At 42.1% G+C, this 19,366-nt stretch carries 16 protein-coding genes; 6 read left to right on the forward strand and 10 right to left on the reverse strand.

Annotation, left to right across the window (positions count from 1 at the left end):
• From L0U88_RS14450 to L0U88_RS14465, 4 genes are read left to right on the forward strand one after another with little or no spacing between them, the layout of a single operon-like run.
• Positions 1-1,455: an ABC transporter permease gene (locus L0U88_RS14450; RefSeq protein ID WP_234866784.1), complete on the forward strand. Its 1,455-nt coding sequence runs from the start codon at positions 1-3 to the stop codon at positions 1,453-1,455.
• A 3-nt stretch (positions 1,456-1,458) separates the two neighbouring features.
• Positions 1,459-2,802, forward strand: a complete 1,344-nt coding sequence (locus tag L0U88_RS14455; RefSeq protein ID WP_234866785.1) for a DUF3526 domain-containing protein — start codon at positions 1,459-1,461, stop codon at positions 2,800-2,802.
• Between the two features lie 16 nt (positions 2,803-2,818).
• Positions 2,819-4,012 carry a GTP-binding protein gene (locus L0U88_RS14460; protein WP_234866786.1) on the forward strand — a complete coding sequence of 398 codons (1,194 nt, stop codon included), beginning with the start codon at positions 2,819-2,821 and terminating at the stop codon, positions 4,010-4,012.
• Positions 4,013-4,050: 38 nt separating this feature from the next.
• Complete coding sequence (locus tag L0U88_RS14465) at positions 4,051-4,944, forward strand: NAD(P)/FAD-dependent oxidoreductase (RefSeq protein ID WP_234866787.1); 894 nt, start codon at positions 4,051-4,053, stop codon at positions 4,942-4,944.
• A 589-nt stretch (positions 4,945-5,533) separates the two neighbouring features.
• Here the strand turns inward: L0U88_RS14465 and L0U88_RS14470 are convergent.
• The 10 genes from L0U88_RS14470 to L0U88_RS14505 form a co-directional block, all read right to left on the reverse strand.
• Entirely contained in the window at positions 5,534-7,228 is a 1,695-nt protein-coding gene (locus tag L0U88_RS14470) for a sensor histidine kinase (RefSeq protein WP_234866788.1), read from the reverse strand.
• The gene (locus L0U88_RS14475) at positions 7,228-8,361 is read right to left on the reverse strand and encodes a sensor protein KdpD (protein WP_234866789.1); all 1,134 of its coding nucleotides are present in this window, start codon (positions 8,359-8,361) and stop codon (positions 7,228-7,230) included. The genes L0U88_RS14470 and L0U88_RS14475 overlap by 1 nt, the downstream gene beginning before the upstream one ends.
• Before the next feature lie 25 nt (positions 8,362-8,386).
• Positions 8,387-9,478, reverse strand: a complete 1,092-nt coding sequence (locus L0U88_RS14480) for a porin (RefSeq protein WP_234866790.1) — start codon at positions 9,476-9,478, stop codon at positions 8,387-8,389.
• 7 nt (positions 9,479-9,485) lie between these two features.
• The gene (gene kdpC / locus L0U88_RS14485) at positions 9,486-10,040 is read right to left on the reverse strand and encodes a potassium-transporting ATPase subunit KdpC (protein WP_234866791.1); all 555 of its coding nucleotides are present in this window, start codon (positions 10,038-10,040) and stop codon (positions 9,486-9,488) included.
• Between the two features lie 19 nt (positions 10,041-10,059).
• Positions 10,060-12,120: a potassium-transporting ATPase subunit KdpB gene (kdpB, locus tag L0U88_RS14490; RefSeq protein WP_234866792.1), complete on the reverse strand. Its 2,061-nt coding sequence runs from the start codon at positions 12,118-12,120 to the stop codon at positions 10,060-10,062.
• A 21-nt stretch (positions 12,121-12,141) separates the two neighbouring features.
• Positions 12,142-13,857: a potassium-transporting ATPase subunit KdpA gene (gene kdpA / locus L0U88_RS14495; protein WP_234866793.1), complete on the reverse strand. Its 1,716-nt coding sequence runs from the start codon at positions 13,855-13,857 to the stop codon at positions 12,142-12,144.
• Positions 13,858-13,869: 12 nt separating this feature from the next.
• A complete protein-coding gene (gene kdpF, locus L0U88_RS21105; protein ID WP_353620668.1) occupies positions 13,870-13,950 on the reverse strand; it encodes a K(+)-transporting ATPase subunit F in 81 nt (26 codons plus the stop codon).
• 5 nt (positions 13,951-13,955) lie between these two features.
• Positions 13,956-14,090 carry a hypothetical protein gene (locus L0U88_RS20930; protein WP_255723132.1) on the reverse strand — a complete coding sequence of 45 codons (135 nt, stop codon included), beginning with the start codon at positions 14,088-14,090 and terminating at the stop codon, positions 13,956-13,958.
• A gap of 112 nt (positions 14,091-14,202) precedes the next feature.
• A complete protein-coding gene (locus tag L0U88_RS14500; protein WP_234866794.1) occupies positions 14,203-15,519 on the reverse strand; it encodes a sigma-54-dependent transcriptional regulator in 1,317 nt (438 codons plus the stop codon).
• Complete coding sequence (locus L0U88_RS14505) at positions 15,516-17,480, reverse strand: KUP/HAK/KT family potassium transporter (protein WP_234866795.1); 1,965 nt, start codon at positions 17,478-17,480, stop codon at positions 15,516-15,518. The genes L0U88_RS14500 and L0U88_RS14505 overlap by 4 nt, the downstream gene beginning before the upstream one ends.
• Positions 17,481-17,589: 109 nt before the next feature.
• Between L0U88_RS14505 and L0U88_RS14510 the strand changes: the two genes are divergently transcribed.
• Entirely contained in the window at positions 17,590-18,672 is a 1,083-nt protein-coding gene (locus tag L0U88_RS14510) for a sensor histidine kinase (protein WP_234866796.1), read from the forward strand.
• Positions 18,665-19,354, forward strand: a complete 690-nt coding sequence (locus L0U88_RS14515; RefSeq protein WP_234866797.1) for a response regulator transcription factor — start codon at positions 18,665-18,667, stop codon at positions 19,352-19,354. Before L0U88_RS14510 ends, L0U88_RS14515 begins: the two co-directional genes overlap by 8 nt.
• Positions 19,355-19,366 lie beyond the last annotated feature (12 nt).

Raw genomic sequence — 19,366 nt, forward strand, 5'->3', positions numbered from 1 at the left:
ATGTTGAGAAGATCAGTTTGCTGGATGCTGGCAAGGCATACTTTTTTTTTATCCGCAATTAGCAATCGACCGGTTCAGTTCCTGATAGGACTTATATTGTTATTGTTGTTGTATGCAAACATAAGCTCCTCTACCCAGTATCGGCAGCAGATTACAACCCAAAACTATTACCGCGAACTGGTTCGCAATCATTGGGAAGAAATGCCGGATAAACATCCGCATCGGATGGCACACTATGGATACATTGCCTTTCGTTCGATTGATCCCCTGAGTTTGTTTGACAGAGGCATAGATAATTATGCTGGCAACGCCATTTTTTTGGAAGCGCATAAACAGAACACTGTCAATTTTTCAGAAGCAGGACTTAGTACCGGTTTACTTCGGTTTGGAGAAATCACGCAATCGATGGTATTACAATTACTGGTTCCCTTGTTGATGTTTTTTATTGGGTTTGGTGCCATTGCTGCAGATCGGGAAAACGGTACCCTGAAAATACTTTTTAGTCAGGGTACAAGCTGGAAAGAATTGCTGCTAGGAAAAAGTTTGGGACTCTGGCTAATTGGAATATTGTTCTTACTGGTTGGTATGTTATTGCTGGTTGGTACATCCCTTTTTATTCCGGAATTGGAAATGAATTCCGATTGGTGGGTTCGTGTTCTGGTGTTACTGCTTCTATACAGTATCTATTTTTGGATTATAGCTGCCATTACAAGTTGGGTTTCTGCTAGTTCAAAATCGGCAAAGCTTGCGCTGGTTTCATTGATTGGTATTTGGTTGTTGATGGGAATTATTTTGCCTCGTGCCATACAATCGGGTGCATCCTGGGTATTCCCAGCACCTTCTAAAATACATTTTGATTCAATGGTTGAACAGGAGCTCATTAAAAAAGGCGATAGCCACGATCCTAATGATCCTTATTACAAAGCTCTGAAAGATTCCGTATTACGTGCGCACAATGTTAGCACAATAGAAGAGTTGCCTTTTAATTATAGTGGTTTTCAGATGAAAGAAGGGGAACGTATCAGCACTGAACTGTACAACAAACAGATGGCTGTTCTCATGGGTATTTATAAAAAACAGAATAACCTAAGCAGTTTGACTGGTTGGGTGAATCCATTTGTCCCAATCCGGTTGTGCTCTATGTCATTTGCCGGCACTGATTTTTCATCTTATACAAGGTTTCAGGAAGAAGCAGAGAGCTATCGCTACCGGTTGGCCCAACAGATGAATGACTGGCAGATTCAGTATATCTCAAATAAAAAACCAACACCTGGAGAAAAGGGTCCGGCTATTAGTCGCGATTTCTGGAAAGTATTTCCTGAATTCACGTATCCCTCTACCAGCTGGAAACAGGGGCTTAATGAAGCTGGCTATTCGGTGCTGATGCTGCTAGCCTGGTTCCTTTTTTCCCTTTGGTTGCTGATTTTCCGTTCACAAAAATTAAATGCCCTCTAAACGATGTGGAAGCTTTGTATAAAAAACTTTGTTCGGACCTCCGTCGCCCAGGTAGGTATATCCGCCGTTTTAATTGCTGGTATCATCAGTTTGCTGATTGGAAGACAGCACCTGGTTAAACAACAGGAAGCAGTTAAGCAAACAATGGTTGCTCAAAACGAGCACATTAATCGAAATAAAGAGTTTTTTTCCGCTGAACTTGGATTGCTGTTTTATTATCTGAAGTTCAGTCTTGTCAATGAGTTGGATCCCATAAATGGCCTGAGCATTGGGCAGCGGGATGTAAATCCTTCTATCCAAAGTGTTACAATCCGGAACCTGGAGAACCAGCGTTATGATACTGACCTGTACAATCCGAATGTATTGCATGCGGGGAATCTTGATCTGAGTTTTGTTTTACTCTACTTATTCCCATTATTAATCATAGCATCCTGTTATTCTGTTTTGTCGGCAGACCAGGAAGCCGGTACCTGGAATATGACCCGGGTGCAAGCCCGAAAACCTGCTGCTTTACTTTGGAAAAGCATCGTAATCCGTATGGGCTTTATGTTCTCCTTATTTTTTGTTTTGATCGGCCTTGCTTTTGTTTTATTACCCTTATCCATTAATTACAGGATTTTGCTGTTTGTAGGAACAGGGATGGCTTATTTGTTATTTTGGTTTGGCCTTTGTGCATTCATTATTTCATTGAATAAAAATTCCAGTACGAATGCAATGCTTTTATTGAGCTGCTGGATTTTGTTAGCCATCATTTTACCTGCAGCGGTTAACAACTACCTGACCTCCCGCTATCCGGTACCTGAAGCATTATCCACGATGGTAGAACAACGGGAAGCCTATCACGAAAAATGGGATATGGAAAAGACGCCCACATTGAAGGCTTTTTACAAGGTTTATCCGGAATATGAAAAATACGGATATCCGCAGGAAAACTTCAGCTGGCTTTGGTATTATGCAATGCAACATTTAGGTGATGAGGAGTCTAAAGAGCAAAGCGCATCCTTCATGAACAAATTGGCTAAACGGGAAGCTGCTGCCCGATCCATTTCTTTCTTTATACCAACCCTTCATACACAACATCAGTTTAATTCATTGGCTAAAGCCGGATTGGAAAATCATTTGTTGTTTCTGAAGCAAACTGCAAATTTTCATGAGTCTTTAAGAAAACAGGTTTACCCGCTGATCTTCGAAAACAGGCAGGTCGATGAAGTGAATTGGAAAGCGTTATCGGTTCAGAAATTTGAGGAAAATCAACATAATGATTGGGTGCCGGTCTTCCTTCCCTTCCTGGTTTTCATCCTGGGATTATTTGGAATCAGTTGGAAAAGATTGCATTCAATGGTATAAGTATAAAAATCTAATTATGAATAAAAAATTACCGGTAACCGTGTTAAGTGGATTCCTGGGTGCAGGAAAAACTACGTTATTGAATCATGTTCTCAAAAATAAAGAAGGACTTAAAGTTGCTGTTATTGTAAATGACATGAGCGAAGTGAATATTGACGCGCAATGGGTAAAGAATGAAGAGACACTTCATAAAACAGAAGAAAAGCTGGTCGAAATGAGTAATGGTTGTATTTGTTGCACGTTGAGGGAAGACTTACTGATTGAAGTTGAGAAGCTGGCTACGGAAAATCGTTTTGACTACCTGTTAATTGAAAGCACAGGCATAAGTGAACCTTTACCGGTTGCTCAAACCTTCAGTTACCAGGATGAACAAAGTGGAATTGATCTGGGTCGCATTGCCCGGCTGGATACCCTGGTAACCGTAGTAGATGCCTTTAATTTTATACGGGATTATTCTACCATGGAAAGCCTGCATGACCGAAAGCTGACAGAGATGGCAGAAGATCAACGGACCATAGTAGATCTGCTTACCGATCAGGTTGAATTTGCTAATGTTATTATTCTTAATAAGACAGATCTTGTATCAGCAGACCAGGTAGGTGTCCTGCGTACTGTTTTGAAAAAATTAAATCCAGGCGCCCGGGTTATTGAATCCAGTTTTGGTATTATCCCACTTAAAGAAATCTTAAATACCGGTTTGTTTGATTTCGAAAAAGCAAGTGAAATGGAAAGCTGGAAAGAAGAAAGAGAAAAGGAACATACTCCCGAAACGGAAGAGTATGGAATCAGTTCTTTTGTATTCACAGCAAAAGCACCTTTTCATCCCGAACGTTTCTGGGCGTTCCTGAACGACCAATGGCCAATCAATATTATTCGGAGTAAAGGCGTATTCTGGATTGCAAGTCGCCCAGATGAAGCACTGAACTGGAACCAGGCTGGTGGAAGTTTACGGGTGGATAAAGCCGGGTCCTGGTGGTGTTCCATGCCCTATGGGGAACGAATCCGGTATGCTGCTTTTGTTGACAATCAGGCTGCCATTGAGCGTCGATGGGACAAAGCATTTGGGGACCGGTTCAATGAACTGGTAATAATAGGGCAGGAGCTGGACAGGCAGGTAGTGGAAGTACAATTACAATCCTGCTTATGTACTGAAAAAGAAATAGCAGCAATGAAAAACGGACAACGGTTTAAAGACCGGTTTCCGGTATAAATGGAACTTAAAACATTTTATCATCGTAAGAATAGAATATGAATAAAGCAATTGAAGTTGTAATAATAGGGGGATCCTATGCGGGTATGTCAGCAGCCATGGCACTCGGACGTTCATTAAGAGAAGTATTGGTTATCGATAATGGTCAGCCATGTAACAGGCAGACCCCGCATTCTCATAATTTCCTGACCAGGGATGGCGCCACCCCCGCATTTATCGCATCAGTTGCAAAAGAGCAGGTGCTGGAGTACCCAACTGTTCATTGGTTGGATGAAACCGTAAGCAGGGTAGAAGAAACCGATGATGGACTCCTGGTATATACCTCGGATGGTTTGCAATTTCATACCAAAAAACTCCTTCTGGCAACCGGAGTAAAGGATGAACTGTTATCCATTCCGGGTTTTGCAGTCTGTTGGGGCATCTCAGTTTTACACTGCCCATACTGTCATGGGTATGAGGTCAGAAATGAAACATTGGCTGTGTTATCCAATGGAGAAATGGCAATGGAATTTGTACAGCTGATCCGGCAATGGTCATCCAGGATTCAATTGCTTACCAATGGAAATCCTATGCTTACACAACAGCAACTGGCTCAATTGGAAAAAGCCTGTATTCCGGTAAAGTCTTCACCCGTTAAGGAAATCTTACATAAGGATGGCTATCTCTATCAGGTTCAATTCGAAGACGGATCACTTATCCCTTTAAAAGCGCTCTTTTCAAGGGTTCCGTTTAGTCAAAGTCCATTGGTTCAGCAACTGGGACTTTCATTGAACGATCATGGCTATATTACCGTTACTCCTTTTCAGCAAACATCCCTCACAAATGTTTTTGCTGCAGGCGATTGTACAACTCCAATGCGTTCCGTTTCAACGGCAGTGGCTCAGGGAACCATGGCGGGTGCGGCTATCAACAAATTTCTTTTAGAGTGGTAATTGTTATAAAACAAAATAAAGAACTACCAGGAAAACCAGCAGTACAATCAGAATACTTTTTGTAGGATATCCATCCTTTTCTTTTTCTTCTGACGGTTCATTTATTGGAATATTCATCTGATACAAGTTTAGTTAATGGTATTAGCCCTAGTGAAACCATCCCAGCTTGAAATAGGCAATCCAGGAAAAGGCTACCAACAGACCGAAGACCAGTACGACCAGCAAAAAGTCTTTTAAAGTCGGGGGTTTATATTTGTAAGTTTGTTTTTTCATGGTAGTGACTAGTTAAAGAGAGCTTTACATACAAAGGCAAAAACTATCAGTGTGAGGTAAATGACATAAAGGATATGAATCGGGCGTACCTTGCGATTCAGGATTCGAAAATTCGTTTTCATATATTCATTGTTTGAATACACTTATCCAAACCGGATACCGGATTGATGAATATTATAAGAACTTGATTATAGATTTGATTATCAATAGTTTATTTATTCTGATAACAGTTGTAAAAGAGTTACCCAGAAATAGATCCCTTTCAAAATGACATTGCAATATGCCATTTTGAAAACCTGGTCCGGCTAGTAAGTGATTAATTTGATTTGAATGGTAAGGTGAATCCAAACGTACTCCCTTCTCCCATGTTACTTTTTACCCAAATGGTACCACCCATTGCCTCTACCATTTCTTTGCAGATGGCCAGCCCGATTCCTGATCCTTTTTTACTGGATTGTCCGGGTACCTGGTAAAATCGTTCGAAAATCCGTGCCTGTAAGGAAGCTTCAATTCCAGGGCCGTGGTCTTTCACGGAAAACTCTATGGCAGCCGGAGTTTGTACAACCTGTAACAAAATGGTATCATCAGGCGGACTAAATTTTATCGCATTTGTAAGCAGGTTGTTAAGTATCCAAACTATTTTATCCGGATCACCTTCCATTTCCGGAAGTGTGGTGGGAATGCTCTTTTCAATTTGAACTGTTTTCTCTTTTGCCGCCGCAGCCACTGCAGTTACTGATTCTTCTACTACTTTTGTAATAGTTACAGGCTGTTTCTTCAATTGAATCCTTCCTGTTTCAATCTGTGCCAGATTCAGTAATTCACTTAATATCCGAACCATTCTCTGGTTATCTGCACTCAGATTGTTTATTAACTCTTTCTGCTCAGGGGTTAATTTCCCAATTCGTTCATCGTTTAATAATTTAAGACTGAAATCAGATGCTGCCAACGGAGTTTTTAATTCATGTGAAATGGTTGCAATAAAGTTTGTTTTGGCTACATCCAATTCTTTGAACGAGGTTATGTTTTTAAGTACAATCAGTTTTGCACTTGTGCTTTCCTGTTCTATTTCGATGGTTTCTTTTAAGAAGTAATTTTCCCGGTTCTCAATGATCACTTTAAACGGGTTATTGGTCTTTTCTTCCAATAGAAACCGAAATAAATCATTCCGGCTGGCAAGAATAGCTGATTTTACCCCAACTACCTCTTTTGCAGCTACGCCAAGTAACTGTAAGGCCTGCTCATTGGCAAATAATATGGTATCATTTTTATCAATTCCTATACTCGCATCTTTGAGACTGTTGATAACCGCCTCTGCTCTTGATTTTTCAAATATGAGTTTGGCAACATTGCTGCTTTCAAAATATTCCAGTCGTTCTGCCATCTCATTAAAGGAGTTGGCTAATTGGCCAAATTCATCCTTTGACTGAATATAGATTCGGTGGTGGTAATTTTTTTGACTTATTTCATTGATTGCTTCTGTTAATTTGGTAATGGGATCAGTTAGAACAGATGGAAAGTTTACTGAAAAAGTAAAACCTATGAGTAAAATTATAGCTACCGAAGTAATGATAATGGTTACCGCCTTTTCAGATGCAGCTTCGGAGTTTTCTGATTTTTGTTGAATAGCCTGCATATTGAGGGAAAGGATCTTTTGCAGTTGCTGCCGAAATAATCCTGCATCACTATTGTCGCCATTTTGTAGTTGTACAAAAGCATTTCGTAATAATGCGGTCGCTTCTTTCTCTCCGTCTTCAGTGATATTGGTTTCCTGTTTTTGCAGATAAAATTCAATGGAGTCTGCATAGCCAGGGTTTCCCAGTTGTAAACTGTCAAACGCAATCTGCATCCGGTGCGCATATTGCAGCGACTCATAATTGGCCGTTAGTATATTGTTGGTTTGTTGCCGGAGTTTGACCAGGTAAAAAATCCCTACCCCTCCCGAGGACATTACCAGAAAGAAAAGGAAAATAGTTCCTAATCGGATTTTATTTTTAACTGTTCCTATCATCAGGATAATATGACTAAATCAACATCATTTTTTGTCAATGTTTTTAAGAGCTGATTAAAAACACCCGTTTTTAAAATAATCTGCCATAGTTTGAGATGGGGCTTTCCAATACACACGGTTGTAATTTGGCGCTCTTCTATAGTTTTAAGAATGGCCGCCGAAATATCGTCCTGTTTGTACTGAATGATTTCAGCACCCAGTTCAGTGGCGTTTTTAAAGTTATTGATTAAATGCCGTTGTATATCCAGGGGGATTTTATCCGGCGCCTCCCTGGCTGTTTGTACATAGAGCACAAACCACTGACTGTTGTAATAGGATGCCAGCCTGGCTGTTTTTCGGATGATCCTTTGTGCTATTTCATGGTTACTGGAAACACAGGCCAGGAAACGTTCGTGCCGGAAGGGATTTTTTTTATATTCAATAGAATATTCTACTTTTCTTTCCACCTGTCCAGCTACCTCCTTTAGTGCCAGTTCCCTTAACTGAAGGATTTTATCCGGCTGGAAAAAATTGGTTAATGCCTGTTGAACTTTACTATGATCATATATTTTGCCTTCCCGCAGGCGACGTATCAATTCATCGGCCGGCAAATCAATATTTACAACTTCATCCGCCACCTGCAGTATTTTATCCGGAACCCGTTCCTGCACTTCGATCCCAGTAATACCTTTTACATCTTCATTTATACTTTCAATATGCTGAATGTTTATTGCTGAAATTACATTGATTCCAGCATTTAATACATCCAGCACATCCTGCCACCGTTTTTCATTTTTACTTCCTGGAATATTGGAATGGGCCAGTTCATCTATCAATACCACTTCCGGATGAACTAAGAGGATTGCCTGCACGTCCAGTTCTTCCAACCGCTTTCCTTTATAGAAAACCTCACGCCTTGGTATCAGAGGTAAGCCTTCAACCAGGGCGTGAGTTTCTTTTCTGTTATGCGTTTCGATATAACCAATCCGCACATCCACACCATCCTTCAGTAATTGATGTGCTTCCTGCAACATGCGATAGGTTTTTCCCACCCCCGCACTCATGCCAATATAAACTTTGAGTTTACCCTTTTCATTTCGGGAACCACCTATTTTTTGTAACCATTCTTCCGGGCTATGTTGCTTTTCAGTCATACAATACTACACAGGTATAATGATTTTAAAATCCAATGGCTGTTGAGAACGTAATGGCGGTATTATTCCTGCTATTCGCTCCTTCTTTTTCAAAAATTTCATCTTTGCTGTTAAGATGACGAAGTTCCAATCTCAGCAGTACATTAGTTAAAGGAGAATAATCAACATTTACCGAAGCTCCGGTAGTCTTAAAACCATTAGGTGTTCCGGTTCCAATTATTACTCCATTTGCGTCACTGAAATATTCACCCCTGAAGGCAAACGCCCAATTAGAACTTGGAGTAATACGTAAAATGGCTACAGGTGTATACCAGGTATTCAACTCTTTATCCTTTGGAGTTTGCTGCTCCAGGCCAATATCCAGACTGGTAATCAAGCCAATTTTTTCAGACAATTGAAAAACTCCATACAAATTGTTATGATATCTCCAGAGCCTGGCACTATCCGGTTTGTCTGTTCCTATGAAAGTACTGTAGTTTAGCGTCACTTTATCAGATGGTTTGTACGTAAGCTGAGTTCCCCAGCTCAATAGTGAATTTCCTTCTACTCTTGTAATACGCTGCCAACCATTCAATGCCAGTGCTGCCAACTGCAATTTCCCATCGGCGCTGGCATAGGAAAGTTTAGCACCGCTTTCAAAATAGGGTGTATTTTCGGCTACCATACTTCTGGTAAGGGTCCAGTTGTCTTTTCCGATAGCGGATTCGAAGCCAATATGCGAGGGTATGATCCCGATGTCTAACCAGATATCATTTTTGGCGCTCAGCTTATATCCTGCATTTGCCTCAAAAATATTTTTTAGCACGCCAGGTTCGGCCGCATAGTTGGCATTCATATAGCTACCAACACCAATTGCCAGATTTGCACGGGTTCGTTCTGTAGCATATGCTGCTTTTACAAATCCAACATTCAGATTAAATTCATTGTGACGATTAAAATTGTACAAAAACCCCGGCCTGTTATTATTGTCCGGCCGGTTGAAGTCATAACTGTAATAACCTTCCACGTATCCGCTAATTGTCAGCGGATTGGTGGTTTGCTTTGTCTGTTGAGTACTGTCCTGCGCATGAGCAGCCAGGGTAGTTAAGGCGGCTGCCATCAAAACTGTCTTTTTCATTTATGATTTATTTTAAAGCATCCAGTGCTATATTCAATTTGAGCACATGTACGAGGTCTGGCCCAATAGGATTCGTTTCAATATGATTGTTAACGAGGTCTTCTACTTTGTTTTTATCCAGCTTTCTTATCCGTGCTACCCGATCCACCTGTATCAAAGCGGCAGCGGGGGATATATGTGGATCAAGTCCACTGCCGGATGCTGTTACCAGTTCAGCCGGTATTTGCTCTTTTGTGATGGCAGGATTATGAACGAGGAAACTGTCAATTCTTTCCTGAACCAACGCAAGGTAATCCGGATTGGAAGGACCTTTATTACTTCCACCAGAACCACTTGCATTATAGTTAACCGCTGATGGACGCCCCCAGAAATACCGGTCCTTCGTAAATTGCTGACCCAGTTTTTCATACCCGACAACTTTCCCGTTTACCTTAATGGTTTCGCCATCACCTCCTCCAGGCGACATTTTACCAATAACAGTCACTATTCCGAAATAGATCCCGCAACAAAGTACCAGCATTACCGCTGTCATTTTTACCGAGGGTAATAGATATTTTTTCATTTCTGCTTATTTCTTTTAGTTAGATAAATAGGCCGATGATCACATCAATCAGCTTGATTCCGAGGAAGGGCACAAGTACCCCGCCAAACCCGTATATCAGCAGGTTTCTGCGAAGGAGCGCAGAAGCGCCAATTGGTTTATAGGCCACTCCCCGCAAAGCCAGCGGAATCAGTATGGGTATAATTATCGCATTGAAAATAATGGCGGATAAAATAGCTGTCTCCGGACTTTTCAGGTTCATGATGTTCAATCCTTGTAAGGATGGTATAGAAGCCACAAACAATGCCGGAACAATAGCAAAATATTTCGCCACATCGTTGGCAATAGAAAAGGTTGTCAATGTACCCCTGGTAATTAAGAGTTGTTTTCCAATTTCCACTACTTCAATCAGTTTGGTTGGATCGTTGTCGAGGTCAACCATGTTGCCGGCTTCTTTGGCCGCCTGCGTTCCACTGTTCATGGCTACACCAACATCTGCCTGGGCCAATGCAGGAGCATCATTGGTACCATCACCCATCATGGCTACCAGTTTCCCTTTAGCCTGCTCTTCTTTGATATAATTCATTTTGTCCTCAGGTTTCGCTTCTGCAATGAAATCATCCACCCCAGCTTTTTCAGCAATGAAGCGCGCAGTGAGTGGGTTATCACCCGTTACCATTACTGTTTTTACGCCCATTTTGCGAAGTCGTTCAAAGCGGTCCTGCATGCCCGGTTTAATGATATCCTGCAGTTCAATTACTCCACGAACAATAGTATTTTCAGCTACCACCAATGGGGTGCCGCCATTTTTAGCTATACTGTTTACCTGTTCTGTTACAGCATCAGGAAACTGACCCCCATTTTTAAGGATGTAATTCCGGATACTATCCTGCGCGCCTTTTCGTATCCGCCTGCCATCCGGGAGATTTACACCACTGCTTCGGGTTTCTGCTGTGAAACCAATAAATTCCATTCCGTTGCTACGATGCATGTTAATGCCTTTCTGACCCGCCAGTTCCACAATGGATTTTCCTTCCGGGGTTTCATCTGCCAGTGAACTTAATGCAGCGAGCTCTATGAATTTTTTCTCCTCATTGCTATCAACTGCATAAAAATTAGTGGCCTTCCGGTTTCCGATGGTGATAGTACCTGTTTTGTCCAGCAACAAGGTATCCACATCGCCAGCGGTTTCAACTGCCTTGCCGCTTTTCGCTATTACATTAGCCCTTAATGCCCTGTCCATACCTGCAATTCCAATAGCAGATAACAATCCGCCAATAGTAGTAGGAATCAGGCAAACAAAGAGAGAGATAAAGGCTGCGATGGTTATCGGCGTATTGGCATAATCAGCAAATGGTTTAAGGGTAACGCATACAATTATGAATACAATTGTGAAAGATGCAAGCAGAATGGTTAACGCAATTTCATTCGGTGTTTTCTGCCGGTTGGCACCTTCCACCAGTGCAATCATTTTATCCAGGAAGGTTTCGCCTGGCGCTGTGGTTACCTGAACAATAATCCGGTCAGATAATACTTTTGTTCCTCCCGTTACAGAAGATTTATCACCCCCTGCTTCCCGGATTACAGGAGCACTTTCACCCGTTATGGCACTTTCATCAATGGTAGCAATTCCTTCGATGATTTCTCCATCCATTGGAATCGTATCTCCGGCTTCACAAACAAACCGGTCATTAAGTCTCAACTGTGCGGAGGATACAACCCGGATTTCTTCCGCAAGACTTCCTCCGCCTACGGGTGATACCAGTTTTGCAGGTGTATCCTGCCTCGTTTTTCGTAAGGTATCAGCCTGGGCCTTTCCTCTCGCTTCTGCAATGGCTTCTGCAAAATTGGCAAACAGAAGGGTAATGAAAAGGATGATAAAAACAGCCAGATTATACCCCAATGAACCCTGTGCTGTATCACCGGTGAATGCGGTATACAGTACTACAAAGAACATGATGAGGGTTCCGATTTCAACGGTAAACATTACCGGATTTTTAATCATCAATTTTGGATGAAGTTTGCTGAACGACTGTTTCAAAGCCGTATTCACCAGCGCGGGTTCAAACAATCCAATGGATTTCTTATTGTGAACAGACATATTATTTCGTTTAATCTACTATTAGCGAATGGAAAAATATTCAGCCAGGGGGCCCAGGGTCAGTGCCGGAAAAAAGGCAAGGGCTGCAATGATTACAATTACAGCAAATGTCATTATTCCAAAAGTGTAACTGTCACTCCTCAGGGTACCTGCAGTTTCAGGAATGTACTTCTTCTGTGCCAGTAATCCAGCAATCGCCAGGGGGCCGATGATGGGCAGGTAGCGTCCAAGTATCAATACAAATCCGGTGGATACATTCCAGAATATATTATTGTCTCCCAATCCTTCAAATCCACTCCCGTTATTGGCAGCGGCTGAACTGTACTCATACAACATTTCTGAAAATCCATGAGCGCCCGGATTGTTCAGCCAGGCTGCTGGTTGCACTGCCCAATTGGCTTCGGGATAATACACTAAAATATAAGAAGAAAGGGCTGTTCCCACCAGGATAATAAATGGATGTAATAAGGCAATCAGGGCCGCAATTTTCATTTCCCTGGCTTCTATTTTACGTCCCAGGAATTCAGGTGTTCGTCCCACCATCAAACCGGATATAAAGACGGCTATGATCAGGAAGATGAAAAAATTCAGAAAGCCTACACCTACTCCACCATAAAAGGCATTGATCATCATATCCAGGATTTGCATGGCTCCGCTTAGTGGTGTATGGCTGTCGTGCATGCTGTTCACAGATCCGTTTGAGGTAGCCGTAGTGGCAATACCCCAAAGCACAGAAGCTGCCGGACCAAAACGAACTTCCTTGCCTTCCATACTACCGGTTGGTTGCTGGAGTCCCAGTTTTTCCAGTTCCGGATTACCATTCAGTTCTGACCAGATCGATGTTGAAAGTATGAGCAGAAATCCAAGCGTCATCACAGAAAATATGACCCGGGATAATTTGGGCCGCTTCAGATAGTAACCAAAGGCAAAGACCAATGCAATTGGAATCAGCAGAATAGAAACGGTTTCAACTGCATTGGTAAAGTAATTGGGGTTTTCAAGCGGGTGGGATGAGTTTACTCCAAAATAACCACCCCCATTGGTTCCCAACTGCTTGATGGCAATCATGCCGGCTGCAGGACCGCGACTAACAGATACACTGTCTCCCTGCAGGGTTACAATACTGTCTTTCCCTTTCCAGGAACTGGGTGTGCCGTTAAATAGCAAAAGAACCGCCACCACCAGCGAAAGAGGCAATAAAATCCGGGTAATGCTTTGTGTAAAGAATACCCAGAAATTACCCAGTTTATCGGTTACTTTATCCCGTAATGCCCGGAATAACACGAATAATGCAGCAATACCAGTGGCAGCCGTAACAAACTGAAGAAATGCAATCACAAATATCTGAGTCAGATACGTTAATCCGCTTTCTCCGCTATAATGTTGCAGGTTACAATTTACTAAAAAGGAAATGGCGGTGTTAAAGGCCAGATCCGGTGTTTGTGATGGATTGCCATCAGGGTTAAGAAATAAACTCCCTTGTGAAATCAACAATACAAATGAATAAACAAACCATACAAGATTGATGGTAAGCAAGGCTTTTAAATGTTGTTTCCAGGTCATTTCTTCCTCCGGATTGATTCCGCAGATCCGGTAGACCAGGCGCTCTAAGGGAGCCATTAGATTCCAAATGGATTTTTCACCACGAAGCCAGCGGGCAATGCTCCTGCCAAGAAGTATTGCTAAAAGAATGGTCAGGCCATAAATCAACACTACGCCAAGAAGTTCTTTGTTCATAGTCAGTTGTTGTTAGAATTTTTCCGGTTTGATCAATACATACAGCAGGTAAATAAATACCAGCACAGATAGTACAAATAAGATGCTCATCATGATGATTAGATTTTTTCGAAGAAATCAATGGAGTTGAAAAAAAGCCAGAAACAGAGCAGTCCGGCTACCAGCAGTAAAATGGATAATAGCATACGATTCAGAATTGTTGATTGAGCTCCATCAGCCAATTCCGATGCCATATCCCAGTTCCAAATTATTCAACAGAATATCAATCAATTAAAAAAGGGAAAATTTTATTGATTGCTTGTACGAACGTTCAAAATGAAAAGCTTTTTTTCATTTTGAAAAAATTTAGTGGAGTTGGTATTCTTCCATCTTCCGGTAAAGCGTAGTCAGGCCGATACCCAGTAATTTGGCCGTTTCGGTTTTATTGTGGTTACATTGCTCCAGGACTTTCTGTATATGGGCTTTTTCCATGCTTGCCAGATCAACGCCTACTGCATCGGGTTGTGAGGGTAGGGAAGAAGGTTCCAGTTCGGTACCGTCTGTCAGGATAACACTTCGTTCTATACAATTTTTTAATTCCCGGATATTACCTTTCCAGTTCATTTTACATAACCTGGTAAGATAGGCGTCTGAAATAAACGTTACTTTTTTGTTCATCCTGGCTGCAAAGACCTGAATGAAATGATTGGCAAGCAGAGGGATGTCTTCAGTGCGGTCTCTCAGTGGTGGTAATTCTATCTGAAATACAGACAAGCGATAATAGAGGTCCTCCCTGAATCGGCCGGCTTCCATTTCTTTCTGAAGATCCCGGTTGGTGGCAGCGATCAGACGGATATTCACTTTCCTGACCTGGTTGTCACCCAACCGGTAAAATTCTCCTGTTTCCAGTACTCTTAACAGTTTGGCCTGTAAATCAATCGCCATTTCACCAATTTCATCCAGGAAAAGCGTTCCTTTGTCAGCCTCTTCCAGCAATCCTTTACCATCTTTTAAGGCGCCGGTAAATGCTCCGGCTTTATGACCAAATAATTCATTCTCCAGTAATTCGCGTGAAAATGCTGAACAGTTGATTGCCACAAAGGAATTGTCCTTTCGGTTACTTTCTGCATGGATGGCCTGGGCAAATACTTCTTTACCTGTTCCTGTTTCCCCGGTAAGTAACACGGTGGTTTCTGTTATGGCTACCCGCTGAGCAGCTGCAATAGCAAATTTGATTCGCTGAGAATTACCCAGTATGGAACTAAAGGAATAGCGGGCGCTGATTTTATCCTGCAACTCCTTTACTTTAATTTGCAGTTGTTGCTTTTCAATGGCGCGCTGAAGCAGCGGAATGATTTTATTATTATCCTCCCCTTTGGTAATATAATCAAAGGCCCCGTTTTTCATCGCCTGGATTCCATCCTGAATGGTACCAAATGCGGTCAGAACAATTATCTCGGTTGCAGGAAAATGCTTTTTTAACCAGGAAGTGAATTCAACTCCGTTTCCATCGGGTAATTTCACATCGCAGATAAGTACAGCAAAGGGTTCCTTTGCCAGCATTTCTTTCGCTGTTTTTAAAGTAGTAGCTTCTTTTACGACATATCCTTCCAATGCCAGGATCCTGGCTAGTAATCCCCTGAGTTTTACCTCATCATCTATTATCAGTATTGCTGGGTTCACTCCTGTATGCGTTTAATTTTTATATCCACCGGCGCTACAATCAATGGGAATTTTTCTATTACAACTTTTCCGGGATCCAATCCGAATCCCTTTTCTTCCGAGAGGCTGATTTCTTTCAGGAGAAAATGAAACTTCATGACAATCTTTTCCCAGAAACTTAATTCATTGTCCTGGCTCAGGTATTTTTCCATAACGATAAACTGGAAATCCCCTGCAATATTGTTTTTACCCAGGCTTTCATAGCGACTGGTTACGTTTACTTCGTGATTGATGACCAGGTCTTCTACCACCTTCCGGAAGAAGAGATCAATTTTCGGTTCAACGCGAAAGCCTAACCGAAAATCGATACGAATTATATCGTTTGGAATGATATGGGTTACCTTATACTCCGCTGTGTAAGGATCATCCAACGTATCCACATGTACAAACCAGTATATATCAGCCCGCTTGGGTTTTTTAAAGAGGATGGAATAAATGATTTTATGTTCGATTTCTTTCTCAATGTCTGCACTGGTCATATAAACAAGGTGCGTAGCATACCTGGGAACCGTTTTATCATTGCTCAACTCCTGGATCTGTGGTACGTATTGATCCAGCCGGACAAATTCCACATACCTGTTTTTAATCTTACGGGCCCGGTACCAGTCGTACATGATGAAGAATAAGCCACCTCCTACAATTAAAGTTACATATCCGCCATGTGTAAATTTTTCCATATTGGCCCACAAGAATGAAATTTCAATACTCAGGTAGACCAATAGATATAAATAAATGAGCGATGGTTTTGCTCTCTTTTGTACGAGATAGTTCGCAAACAGAATAGAAGTGGCGATCATACAAAGTGTAATTGCCAGGCCATATGCAGCTTCCATATTGGAAGCTTTTTTAAAGTAAAGCACAATCCCGATGCATCCTGCAAACAATAAAAGATTAATGGCTGGTATAAAGAGTTGTCCCCTTGCTTCTGTTGGATATACAATTTTAAATTTTGGCCATAAATTCAATCGCATGGATTCACTGATCAGGGTAAAGGATCCCGAAATAAGGGCCTGGCTCGCAATGATGGCTGCCGCCGTTGCAATGGTAATTCCGAAATAGAGAAACCATCCTGGCATAACCCCATAAAAAGGATTAAAGCCGGTTTCCAGCATGGCTGTAGTTATTACCGATCCTTTATGATTGGATAAAAGCCAGGCGCCCTGTCCCAGATAATTAAGGATCAGGCAGGATTTTACCAGGATCCAGGAATACCGGATATTCCATTTGCCGCAATGCCCGAGATCAGAATACAGCGCTTCTGCCCCTGTGGTACAAAGAAACACACCTCCAAGAATATAAAAACCTTTTGGATAGGTCACCAGGAGGTGGATACCATAGTAGGGATTGAAGGCTTTAAATACCACCCATTCATCCGTAAAGTGAAGCACCCCCAGTATAGCCAGCATGGCAAACCAGACCGACATTACCGGTCCAAAGAATTTTCCAATAAAGGCAGTTCCGAATTGCTGAAGAAAAAATAAGACGGTAAGAATGCCAATTACAATATAAATGATGGTGGTTTGGGAAATACTGGAGAAAGCAGGCACCTGCTTTAATCCTTCAATGGCAGAAGTCACGGATATCGGAGGCGTAATCATTCCATCTGCCAGCAGAGCAGCACCTCCGATCATAGCCGGAATGACCAACCATTTTCGTCTGCGTCTTACCAGTGCAAACAGGGAGAATACACCACCTTCACCCCGGTTATCTGCCTGCAGTGTTAATACTACATATTTAATAGTGGTTTGTAATGTTAAGGTCCAGATGATAAGCGAGAGCGCACCTACTACCAACTCTTCTGTAATTTGCTTTCCGCTGGTAATGGCATTTAATACATATAGTGGAGATGTTCCGATGTCGCCATAAATAATGCCCAGGGCGATTAAAATACCCGCTGCGCTGAGTTTCTGGTGTGATCCCATAATTAAGAATGAGGTGTAAAAGTAATTAGCAGCAAAAGGTTTGAAGGATTCACAACCCGCTACTTTAAAATCTTTATAAAATCTTTATACGAGGCCTGTACTTTTGCTCATGATCTCCCTGTTCCAGTTATACCGGATTAATCGCAACTATCAATACCTCTATAGTGTAGGAGCTGTGTTGCTGGTTGCCGGGAGCTGTTTTATTTTTTCCAGTCTGATTGATTATCACATTGTAGCCTTTTTCTTATTGGTTACAGTTTCCCTGGCTGCCGTCAGCTTTGATATCAAGCCTGTTTTAGTGGCAGCGTTGCTTTCTGCTCTGTTATGGGATATCTTGTTTATTCCTCCCCGCTTTACCTATGTTGTCACCAACCCGGAAGACCTGGTATTGCTGCTGATGTATTTTATAATTGTGCTGATTAATGCAGTGTTAACGTATAGAATCCGGCAGGTAGAATTACTGGCAAGGCAACGGGCGGAAAAAGGCAGGGAAGTTCATCTGTATAATACCATCCTGAATTCCCTCTCTCACGAATTAAGAACACCCATCGCTACTATCGTAGGTGCCACAGATAACCTCCTGGATAATAAGGATACCCTGAGTACGGAAAACAAATCCATTCTGTTGCAGGAGATTAGTCATGCCGCGGAACGACTGAACCTCCAGGTAGAAAACCTCTTGAATATGTCGAGGATTCAATCCGGTCAACTAAAACCTAAACCGGACTGGCTAGATTTACAGGAACTGGTATATGGACTGGTGAAAAAATTACAGGACACCCATCCAGCTAAAAGAATTGAATTCCTGCTTTCACCAGATTTGCCTTTTGTTCAGCTGGATAAAGGAATGCTGGAACAGATTTTATTTAACCTGCTGTCCAATGCATTGGTGCACACTCCAGAACGGATCAACGTGATTGTTTCGTGTACCTATACCAGTGGTTGGCTTGAATGCCGCGTGGAAGATAGTGGTACCGGATTTCCATTGGAAGAGCAGCAAAAAGTATTTGATCGGTTTTATCGGATAACCGGAACCAAAGGAACCGGAACCGGATTGGGACTTTCCATCGTAAAAGGATTTACAGAGGCTATGGGGGGTGAAGTTTTGCTTACTGACAGTAACCTGGGGGGTGCCCTGTTTATTATTAAGATACCTGCTGTTGCGGCAGCGAAAATGTCGTCAAATGAATAAGGTTCGCATACTTATAATTGAGGATGAGCCTGCATTGAGAACCATGCTGGAAATTACCTTGCAGTCGAATAATTACCTGGTTCAGTTGGCTAAAAAGGGAAAGGATGGATTGGTAATGGCAGAAAATCATCCACCGGATCTGATCCTGCTGGACCTGGGTTTACCGGATATGGGAGGACAGGAAGTACTGGCAGCGCTTCGGTCCTGGTACACCAATCCAATAATTATCATTAGTGTTTTAAAAGCCGAAGAAGAGATCATCCGGGCATTGGATGCAGGAGCTAATGACTATCTGTCCAAACCCTTCAGAACCGGGGAATTACTGGCACGAATCAGAGCGGCACTTCGTTCCGTTGTGACAGAAGACTATCAGTCAGTGCTGCAATTTTCCGGTATAGAGATCAACCTGGATGAACGAACCGTTAAACGCGACGGGGAACTGGTGAAACTAACCACCACGGAATACAATCTTTTATTATTACTGGCAAAAAATGAAGGGAAAGTTTTAACGCATGCCTTTTTGCTCAGAACGGTATGGGGACCAGGATTCATCAACCAGGCCCAATACCTCCGGGTATTTATCGCCCAATTGCGAAAAAAGCTGGAGCCGAATCCAAACGAACCGGTTTACATCCATACCGAGTCGGGGGTTGGCTACCGTTTTTTAGGTATGTTTGGATAATAATTGTGCTTA

The sequence above is a fragment of the Flavihumibacter fluminis genome (genome assembly GCF_021491375.1).
Classification (GTDB): domain Bacteria; phylum Bacteroidota; class Bacteroidia; order Chitinophagales; family Chitinophagaceae; genus Flavihumibacter; species Flavihumibacter fluminis.